The 8,606-nt window shown below is 61.9% G+C and carries 9 protein-coding genes; all 9 read right to left on the bottom strand.

Translation table 11 applies throughout. From position 1 onward, the window contains the following. Nucleotides 1–110: 110 nt before the first annotated feature. Entirely contained in the window at nt 111–917 is an 807-nt protein-coding gene (locus ACR0BA_RS17715) for a crotonase/enoyl-CoA hydratase family protein (RefSeq protein WP_480729216.1), read from the bottom strand. Nucleotides 918–1,013: 96 nt separating this feature from the next. Continuing rightward, nucleotides 1,014–2,327 carry a replication-associated recombination protein A gene (locus ACR0BA_RS17710; RefSeq protein ID WP_480729215.1) on the bottom strand — a complete coding sequence of 438 codons (1,314 nt, stop codon included), beginning with the start codon at nt 2,325–2,327 and terminating at the stop codon, nt 1,014–1,016. A gap of 4 nt (nt 2,328–2,331) precedes the next feature. Next, a complete protein-coding gene (locus ACR0BA_RS17705; RefSeq protein WP_480729213.1) occupies nt 2,332–3,717 on the bottom strand; it encodes a trypsin-like peptidase domain-containing protein in 1,386 nt (461 codons plus the stop codon). 171 nt (nt 3,718–3,888) lie between these two features. Beyond that, nucleotides 3,889–4,314 carry a 50S ribosomal protein L17 gene (gene rplQ / locus ACR0BA_RS17700; RefSeq protein WP_093965383.1) on the bottom strand — a complete coding sequence of 142 codons (426 nt, stop codon included), beginning with the start codon at nt 4,312–4,314 and terminating at the stop codon, nt 3,889–3,891. 118 nt (nt 4,315–4,432) lie between these two features. Beyond that, a complete protein-coding gene (locus ACR0BA_RS17695; RefSeq protein ID WP_170342951.1) occupies nt 4,433–5,449 on the bottom strand; it encodes a DNA-directed RNA polymerase subunit alpha in 1,017 nt (338 codons plus the stop codon). Between the two features lie 117 nt (nt 5,450–5,566). Then, nucleotides 5,567–5,956 (bottom strand): 30S ribosomal protein S11, encoded by a 390-nt coding sequence (gene rpsK, locus ACR0BA_RS17690; RefSeq protein ID WP_008757289.1) that lies wholly within the window; start codon nt 5,954–5,956, stop codon nt 5,567–5,569. A 15-nt stretch (nt 5,957–5,971) separates the two neighbouring features. Next, nucleotides 5,972–6,340, bottom strand: a complete 369-nt coding sequence (rpsM, locus tag ACR0BA_RS17685) for a 30S ribosomal protein S13 (protein ID WP_093965378.1) — start codon at nt 6,338–6,340, stop codon at nt 5,972–5,974. A gap of 199 nt (nt 6,341–6,539) precedes the next feature. Then, the gene (locus tag ACR0BA_RS17680; RefSeq protein ID WP_170343464.1) at nt 6,540–7,184 is read right to left on the bottom strand and encodes an adenylate kinase; all 645 of its coding nucleotides are present in this window, start codon (nt 7,182–7,184) and stop codon (nt 6,540–6,542) included. Further along, the gene (gene secY, locus ACR0BA_RS17675; RefSeq protein ID WP_093965375.1) at nt 7,181–8,545 is read right to left on the bottom strand and encodes a preprotein translocase subunit SecY; all 1,365 of its coding nucleotides are present in this window, start codon (nt 8,543–8,545) and stop codon (nt 7,181–7,183) included. Before secY ends, ACR0BA_RS17680 begins: the two co-directional genes overlap by 4 nt. Between the last annotated feature and the right edge of the window lie 61 nt (nt 8,546–8,606).

Here is an 8,606-nt window from a genome sequence, read left to right as displayed (position 1 = left end):
GCTGCGCGCCCGGAAAATCGCCCGTGTCAGTGCCTCAGAAAACATCCGCGTCTGTCGCGCGCCGCAAGGCAAGAGTCAAGCAGGCTCACGGGTTCGCGGGCCAAGGCCGTTCAGATATCGGTGAAATCCCCGTGCCGCCCGGTCCCATCGCGGAACCGAGCCGCGCCGGATGTGCCCTCGCGGCGGATGGCGTCCAGCCCGTTGGCCCATTCGACCTTCAACGCCTCGCGCATCGGCATCCCCCGGGTTTCGATGATCGAGCGGCGGTCGGCGCGGACGGCCTCCTGCGGGAACCGGGCAATCGCGTGCGCCATCGCTTCGGCCGCCTTGCGGGTATCACCCTGCGGCACGATTTTCTCGGCCAGCCCGATCCGTTCGCACTCGTCAGCCTTGACCTTGCGCCCGGTCAGCGCGATCTCAAGCGCCTTGCCCTGCCCGACCAGCCGTGGCAGCCGCACCGAACCGCCATCCATCAGCGTGATCCCCCAGCGGCGGCAATAGACGCCCATATAGGCGTCCTCGGCCATCACCCGGATGTCGCACCACAGGGCCAGTTCCATGCCGCCGGCAACAGCGGCGCCTTCGATCGCGCCGATGACCGGCTTTGACAGCTCCAGCCGCGATGGGCCCATCGGCCCCAGCAACGACGGCGCTGCCCCGATCGGAAAGGAGTGCTTGTCGAAATACGGCTCGCGCAGGTCCGGGTCGGACAGCGTGGCTGCCATCTTGAGGTCCCAGCCCGCGCAGAAATTACCGCCTTTGCCCCAGAACACGGCGGCTTTGGCCGCGCTGTCCTCGAAGGCAATGAAGGCCTCGGCCAAGGCGGCTGCATGTTCGGCATCCACGGCGTTTCTGGCCTGGGACCGGTCGTGGATGATGGTCCACACGTCGTCTGTCTTGTCGATGGAAACGGTCATCTGCGCTCCTCCCTGGCGGCATGTTACCTCAGGGAAACCCGGGCCCACCTTGAGTGTCGCGCAAAACGCGACGGCACGGCCTGATCTGACCTTGCGTCACGACCCCTTGCGTTGACTGCGCAGTTTCGAAAAGTAGTCCAGACGCTTTTTCAACTCGCGCTCGAACCCGCGTTCGACCGGTTGGTACAGAACTGGCCGCTTCATGGTCTCGGGAAAGTAGTTCTGCCCCGAGAACCCGTCCTCGGCATCATGATCATAGGCATAGCCCGCGCCATAGCCCTGATCCTTCATCAATCTGGTCGGCGCATTCAGGATGTGTTTGGGCGGCGGCTCGCTGCCCGACTGTTTGGCCAAGCGCATCGCGGCCTTGTAGCCCACATAGGCCCCGTTGGATTTGGGCGCCAGCGCCAGATAGACGACCGCCTGCGCCAGCGCCAACTCACCCTCGGGCGACCCGAGCCGCTCGTACACCTCCCAGGCATGCAGGCAGATCGACTGGGCCTGCGGGTCGGCCAGACCGATATCCTCGACCGCCATCCGGGTGATGCGGCGAGCCAGGTACCGCGGATCTTCGCCCCCGGTCAGCATCCGGGCGAACCAGTACAGCGCCGCATCCGGGTCGGACCCGCGCACCGATTTGTGCAGCGCCGAGATCAAATTGTAGTGCTCGTCCCCCGACTTGTCGTATTTCGCGGCGCGACGCATCAGGCGCTTGGCCAACGCGTCGGGGTCCAGCGGCGCGTCCACCGACCAGGCCGCGATCTGTTCGATCAGGTTCAACAGCGCCCGACCGTCTCCATCCGCCATTTCCTGAAGCGCATCACGGGCGGCGGGGGTCAGAGGCAGCGCCTTGCCCAGCTCTTTTTCGGCACGCTGCGTCAGGCGTTCCAGATCGGCCAGCCCCAGCCGTTCCAGCACCAGCACCTGCGCGCGGCTGAGCACGGCGGCATTCAACTCGAACGAAGGGTTTTCCGTGGTCGCGCCCACCAGAAGGATCGTCCCGTCCTCCATATGCGGCAGGAACCCGTCCTGCTGGGCCTTGTTGAAGCGATGGATCTCGTCCACGAACAACAGCGTCCCCTTGCCGTTCCGCCGCCGCAACTTGGCAGCCTCGAACACCTTCTTGAGGTCGGGAACGCCGGTGAAGATCGCGCTGATCTGTTCGAAATGAAGGTCGGTTTCCTTGGCCAGCAACCGCGCGATGGTGGTCTTGCCCACCCCCGGCGGCCCCCAGAAGATCAGGCTGGACAGGCTGCCCGACGCCAGCATCACCCCCAGCGGCGCCTCTGGGCCCAGAACCTGTTGCTGTCCGATCACCTCGGACAACGCCTGGGGCCGCAGCCGGTCGGCCAGCGGGCGGTTCGGGGCCGGCTCGGAGGACTGGTCTTCGGTGTCGAACAGGTCACTCATGCCGTCAGAGCCTGAACCGCAACGACACAGGCTTGCCACCGCGCACCAGATCGATCTGCACCCGCCGCCCCGGGTCGCGCAGCGCCCGAACGATGTCGCGCGGGCGTTCAGCCTGTCGCCCGTTCACGGCATTAATGACATCGCCGGGCCGCAAGCCGGCCCGAGCACCATATGGGCCGGGGTCGACCACGACCACCCCGGTCTGCGACAGAAGCAGGCCCATCTTGGCAATCATTGCCGGGTTGATGCGCGCAACCGTCATACCCGGCAGAACCGTGCGATCGTCCAGAGTGGTTTCCTCGGCCGGAGGCGTCTCGGGCGCGGGCACCAGATGGACGGCGACCTCAGCGCGCTCGCTGCCGCGGAGCCGGGTCAGAACGGATGTCCCGCCAACACCCGCCACAGACATGCGGAACTTCATCTCAGCCGGAGAATTCACCTCTTCGCCGTCCACATGCGTGACGATGTCGCCAACCCGCAAGCCGGCTTCGGCCAACGGGCTAAGCGGATGGAGATCCGAGATCACAACGCCTTGCGGCAGCGAAAGCCCAAGGGATTCGGCGATGTCTGCGCTCATGGTCTGTCCGGCCATACCCGCCCAAGGGCTGACGAAACCTTCGTTTCCTTCCTGGGCCTGCCGCAGAAACTCTGCGACCAGATTGGCCGGAATGGCGAAGCCAATCCCATTGGACCCACCCGACCGCGTCAGGATCGAGGTGTTGATGCCGATCAGGTCACCATTCACGTCGATCAGGGCACCGCCGGAATTGCCCGGGTTGATGGGCGCGTCTGTCTGGATGAAATAGCCCCGTGCATTGCCGGTGGCGGTGCCAGACCGCGCCAGCCCCGAGATGATGCCAGACGACACGGTCTGCCCGACGCCGAACGGGTTGCCGATGGCCAAGGCCAACTCCCCCACCTCGACAAGGTCAGAATCCCGCAGACGCAGGAACGGCAGTCCTTGAGCATCCTGCAGGCGCAGGATGGCGATGTCGCTTTCCTCGTCGCCCAGAACGACCTCGGCCTGGAACTCGCGACGATCCGTTGTCACGACCCGGATCTCGGTCGCGGTGCCGACAACGTGATAGTTCGAGACGACATAGCCGTCCTCGGTCAGGATGACGCCCGACCCCAGCGAGTTTTGAACCCGCGGCCGCGGTGCACCGAACCCACCGCCGAAAAAGTCGCGAAAGAACGGATCCGTGAAAATCGGGCTGCTGCGCCCAGGCCGGACGATCTTGGCATAGATGTTCACCACCGCCGGGGCAGCCTTTTTGACCACCGGGGCAAAACCCATGGAAATCTCGACCTGTGACTGAGGAACCCGTGTCTCGGCACCGGCATGGGTGGCCAGTGTCATCAGGCATACGGCCAGGATCGTGCGTATCATGACAGCTCCGTTCATCATCCGCCGAAGATATGCGGAGGTCGGCACGCGAATGCAATAGAGCACGCGAAACCTTGCCGCTGCCATGTCCGCCGCAAGCGTGGCGATCCATAAGAAAAAGCCCCTGACCGGGACATCCGGACAGGGGCCATGAAACGGCAATGCAGCCGGTTCTTATTCTTCGTCAACGTCCACTTCTTCAGCGGCGACGCGGGCCTTGTCGGCTGCGCCTTTGGCGTCGATGTCACGATCAACGAATTCGATGATCGCCATCGGAGCCATGTCGCCATAGCGGAAGCCAGCTTTCAGGATACGGACATAGCCGCCCTGACGGTCCTTGTAGCGCGGGCCCAGAACCTCGAACAGCTTGGCGACGTCCTTGTCTTCCTTCAGCTGAGCTGCGGCCTGACGGCGGGCGTGCAGGTCGCCGCGCTTGCCCAGGGTGATCAGTTTTTCAACGATCGGGCGCAGTTCTTTTGCCTTGGGCAGAGTCGTCTTGATCTGTTCGTGCTCGATCAGCGAGCCGGCCATGTTCGAGAACAGGGCCTTGCGGTGCTCATGAGTACGGTTCAGGCGGCGGTAACCACGTGCGTGACGCATTTTTCAATTCCTTCTTTCGCGTTTTGCTTTGTCTGGCCGGCGATGCGTGTCACCGGCTCTCCTTGGGGCGGAAATGCCCATACGGTCCCCGGCAGCCCGGGCATTGGCGAAGACGCGTTTAGAACGCGTCTTCGAATTTCTTGGCCAGATCTTCGATGTTGTCGGGCGGCCAATCCTCGACATCCATGCCGAGGTGCAGACCCATGCCGGACAACACTTCCTTGATCTCGTTCAGCGACTTGCGGCCGAAGTTCGGGGTGCGCAGCATCTCGGCTTCGGTCTTCTGGATCAGGTCGCCGATGTAGACGATGTTGTCGTTCTTCAGGCAGTTTGCCGAACGGACCGACAGTTCCAGCTCGTCCACTTTCTTCAGCAGCAGCGGGTTGAACTCCAGACCATCGTCCTCGTCCTGGCGACCGGCCGATTCCGGCTCGTCGAAGTTGACGAAGATCGACAGCTGATCCTGCAGGATGCGGGCGGCGAAGGCCAGCGCGTCCTCGGGCGTGATCGAGCCGTCGGTTTCGATCTTCATGGTCAGCTTGTCATAGTCCAGAACCTGGCCTTCACGGGTCGGCTGAACGTCATAGGCGACTTTCTTGACCGGCGAGTAGATCGCGTCGATCGGGATCAGGCCGATGGGTGCATCTTCGGGCTTGTTCTTCTCGGCCGAGACATAGCCTTTGCCGGTGTTGACGGTCAGTTCCATGAACAGCTCGGCGCCATCGTCCAGGTGGCAGATGACGTGATCACGGTTCAGAACCTCGATGCCGGCGCTTTCGCTGATATCACCGGCGGTGACAACTGCGGGGCCTTTGGCATTGATCGACAGGCGCTTGGGCCCTTCGACTTCCATGCGCAGAGCGACCTGCTTGAGGTTCAGGATGATGTCGGTGACGTCTTCACGAACGCCTGCGACCGAGCTGAACTCGTGCAGTACGTTGTCGATCTGGACGCTGGTGATGGCGGCGCCTTGCAGCGAGCTCATCAGAACACGGCGCAGCGCGTTGCCCAGGGTCAGACCAAAGCCACGCTCAAGCGGCTCCGCAACCAGGGTTGCCTGCCGCGCGGGATCGTTGCCCGGCTTGCCTTCCAGTTGGGTCGGCTTGATCAATTCTGCCCAATTCTTGTGGATCATGTAATCCCTCCATTCCTGTCTGCGCCCCATGACCAATCAGGTGCAGACGCCCGAGGTTTCAAAACGGCGAACCGGGGCCGTGTAAAAAACACGGCCCCAGCCTGGTAATTCGATCGGTTAGACGCGGCGGCGCTTCGGCGGGCGGCAGCCATTGTGGGCGATCGGGGTCACATCGCGGATCGACGTGATGTTGAAGCCCACGGCAGCCAGCGCACGCAGAGCCGATTCACGACCCGAACCGGGGCCCTGAACTTCGACTTCCAGCGTCTTGACGCCATGTTCCTGCGCCTTCTTGCCTGCATCTTCTGCAGCCATCTGAGCGGCGTAGGGGGTCGATTTCCGCGATCCCTTGAAGCCCATGGTACCGGCCGACGACCACGAAATGGCGTTGCCCTGCACGTCCGAGATCAGGATCTTGGTGTTGTTGAAGGTCGAATTCACATGGGCGACGCCCGATGCGATGTTCTTACGCTCTTTGCGCTTAACGCGAGTCTTGTCACGTGCCATCAGTCAGACCCTCCCTTATTTCTTCTTACCAGCAATGGCCTTTGCGGGGCCTTTGCGGGTACGAGCGTTGGTGTGGGTACGCTGACCGCGAACCGGCAGGTTGCGGCGGTGACGCAGACCGCGATAGCAGCCCAGGTCCATCAGACGCTTGATGTTCATCTGAACTTCGCGACGCAGGTCACCTTCGACAGTGAAGTTCGCGTCGATGTATTCGCGGATGGCCAGAACTTCGGCATCCGACAGTTCATTGACGCGACGGGTCGTGTCGATGCCAACGGCTTCGCAGATCGCTTTGGCCGAGGTGTTGCCGATACCGGTGATATATGTGAGGGCGATTGGTACCCGCTTTGCAGTCGGGATGTTTACGCCGGCAATACGTGCCACGTGTCACTTTCCTTTCGTTGCGGTTCCGTAGTTCCAGAACCTTTTTTCACAACGCCTAACCGTGGCAGTGTGGCCAGAGGGTTCAGCATTATTCGAGGTGGTCTATACAAGCGGAGCGAATCCCGCGTGCGCGATTGATTCCCCAAAGGGATGGGGGTCGATATGGGCTTTTGCGCTTGGCGTCAAGCCCTTTGCAAGCTTAACCCAATATGGCTGCGATCGAGGCCCGGACTTCCTTGATGTCCGCCAGCCCGTTCACCGGCCGAAGATCGCCCTTGGCATAGTAATAGCCAATCAACGGCGAGGTCTTCTTGTAATACTCCATAAGCCGGGTGCGCAGACTTTCCTCGTTGTCGTCGGCACGACGGACGAAATCGTTTTCCTTGCCGCAATTGGTGCATTTACCATCGGCCGGGATCGGTTTGGTCTTGTCATTGTAGACCTCGCCGCAACCGCCACAGGTCGACCGGGCAGTGATCCGATCAACTAGGGCCTCGTCATCCACGCGCATTTCGATCACGGTGTGCAGCGACTGGCCCAGCTTGGTCAGAAGGGCCGACAAGGCGTCAGCCTGGGCCAAGGTGCGCGGGAAGCCGTCGAAGATGAAGCCTGCGCCCTTTTCAGTGGTCAGTTTCTCTTCGATCAGGCCAATCACGATCTCGTCGGTGACAAGCTTTCCCGCGTCCATGATCGCGGCCACCTTCTTGCCCATCTCGGTTCCCGAGCTGCGGGCCTCGCGCAGCATGTCACCGGTGCTGAGCTGAATCATGCCCCGCGTTTCAACCAGGTGACGTGCTTGCGTACCCTTGCCTGCCCCCGGGGGGCCCAGAAGAATGATATTCATCGACGAGCGGGTCCCTTCCTGCCGCGTTTCTTGCCTTTACCGCGCAACTGAGACTTTTCGATCAGCCCTTCGTATTGATGCGCCAGCAGGTGGCTCTGAACCTGTTGGATCGTGTCCATGGTCACAGAGACGATGATCAGAACCGAGGTGCCGCCGAAATAGAACGGAATGGCGAACTGGCCGCGCAGAATTTCAGGCAGCAGGCAGACCGCCGCAAGATAGGCCGAACCCAGCACCAGCACGCGGTTGACCACGTATTCCAGATATTCGGCGGTCTTTTTGCCAGGGCGAATGCCGGGCACAAAGCCGTTCTGCTTTTTCAGGTTGTCCGCCACGTCATCCGGTTTGAACGACACGTTGAACGTGTAGAAGTAGGCAAAGAACACGATCATCGACGCAAAGAACAGCAGATAAAGCGGCTGTCCCGGTCCGAAATTGGCCAGCAGCCACGACATGATCGGTCCGTTTGCAGCGCCCGACGAAAAGGTCGAGATCGTGACCGGCAGCAGCAGCAGCGAGCTGGCGAAGATCGCCGGAATCACGCCGGCCGGGTTGACCTTGACCGGCAGGTGGCTCGAGCCGCCCTCATAGACCTTCATGCCGACATTGCGGCGCGGGTACTGGATGTGGATCTTGCGCAGCGCGCGTTCCATGAACACCACGAAGGTGATAACGGCGATCACCATCACGATCACGCCGACGATCACGGCCGGGCTGATCGCGCCCGAACGGCCCGAGGCAAGGAACTGGGCCAGCGCGGCCGGAACCTCGGCGATGATGCCGACGAAAATGATCAGCGAGATGCCGTTGCCGATGCCGCGCGCGGTGATCTGTTCACCCAGCCACATCAGGAACATGGTGCCACCGACCAGAGTGATCATCGTCGACAGGCGGAAATACAGACCCGGATCGGTAGCCAAATCGCCCGATTCCAGCGAAACCGCCAAGCCATAGGCCTGAACGGTGGCCAGCGCGACGGTTCCGAAACGGGTGTACTGGTTGATCTTCTTGCGGCCCTGCTCGCCCTCTTTCTTGAGCTGTTCGAGCGCGGGCACCATCGAGGTCAGCAGCTGTACGATGATCGATGCCGAGATATAGGGCATGATGCCGAGGGCAAAGATACCCATCCGCCCAAGCGCCCCGCCGGTGAACATCGAAACCATCCCACCGATGCCCTGCCCCGCTTGTTCCATGAACTCGCGCAGCGCCTGACCGTCGATCCCCGGCACCGGAATGAAGGTGCCCAGACGATAGACGATCAGCAAACCCAGCGTGAACAGGATGCGGTTGCGCAGATCGGTGGCCTTGCCCAGAGCAGCCCAGCTTGTGTTGGCTGCCATTTGTTCTGCTGCTGATACCATAAATCGGTCTCTCTTATGAAAACGCCGCCCGGAACCGTTTTCCGGCTCGGGCGGCGTCTTG

It is taken from the genome of Ruegeria sp. CI5, from assembly GCF_056536885.1.
The sequence above is the reverse complement of the archived record's forward strand: the minus strand, read 5'-3'. Positions and strand labels throughout refer to the sequence as shown.

Excerpts from the sequence above, each read along its gene's own strand:
- ACR0BA_RS17715 (WP_480729216.1), bottom strand. The coding sequence starts at position 917 with ATGACCGTTTCCATCGACAAGACAGACGACGTGTGGACCATCATCCAC.
- ACR0BA_RS17710 (WP_480729215.1), bottom strand. The coding sequence starts at position 2,327 with ATGAGTGACCTGTTCGACACCGAAGACCAGTCCTCCGAGCCGGCCCCG.
- ACR0BA_RS17705 (WP_480729213.1), bottom strand. The coding sequence starts at position 3,717 with ATGATACGCACGATCCTGGCCGTATGCCTGATGACACTGGCCACCCAT.
- rplQ (WP_093965383.1), bottom strand. The coding sequence starts at position 4,314 with ATGCGTCACGCACGTGGTTACCGCCGCCTGAACCGTACTCATGAGCAC.
- ACR0BA_RS17695 (WP_170342951.1), bottom strand. The coding sequence starts at position 5,449 with ATGATCCACAAGAATTGGGCAGAATTGATCAAGCCGACCCAACTGGAA.
- rpsK (WP_008757289.1), bottom strand. The coding sequence starts at position 5,956 with ATGGCACGTGACAAGACTCGCGTTAAGCGCAAAGAGCGTAAGAACATC.
- ACR0BA_RS17680 (WP_170343464.1), bottom strand. The coding sequence starts at position 7,184 with ATGAATATCATTCTTCTGGGCCCCCCGGGGGCAGGCAAGGGTACGCAA.
- secY (WP_093965375.1), bottom strand. The coding sequence starts at position 8,545 with ATGGTATCAGCAGCAGAACAAATGGCAGCCAACACAAGCTGGGCTGCT.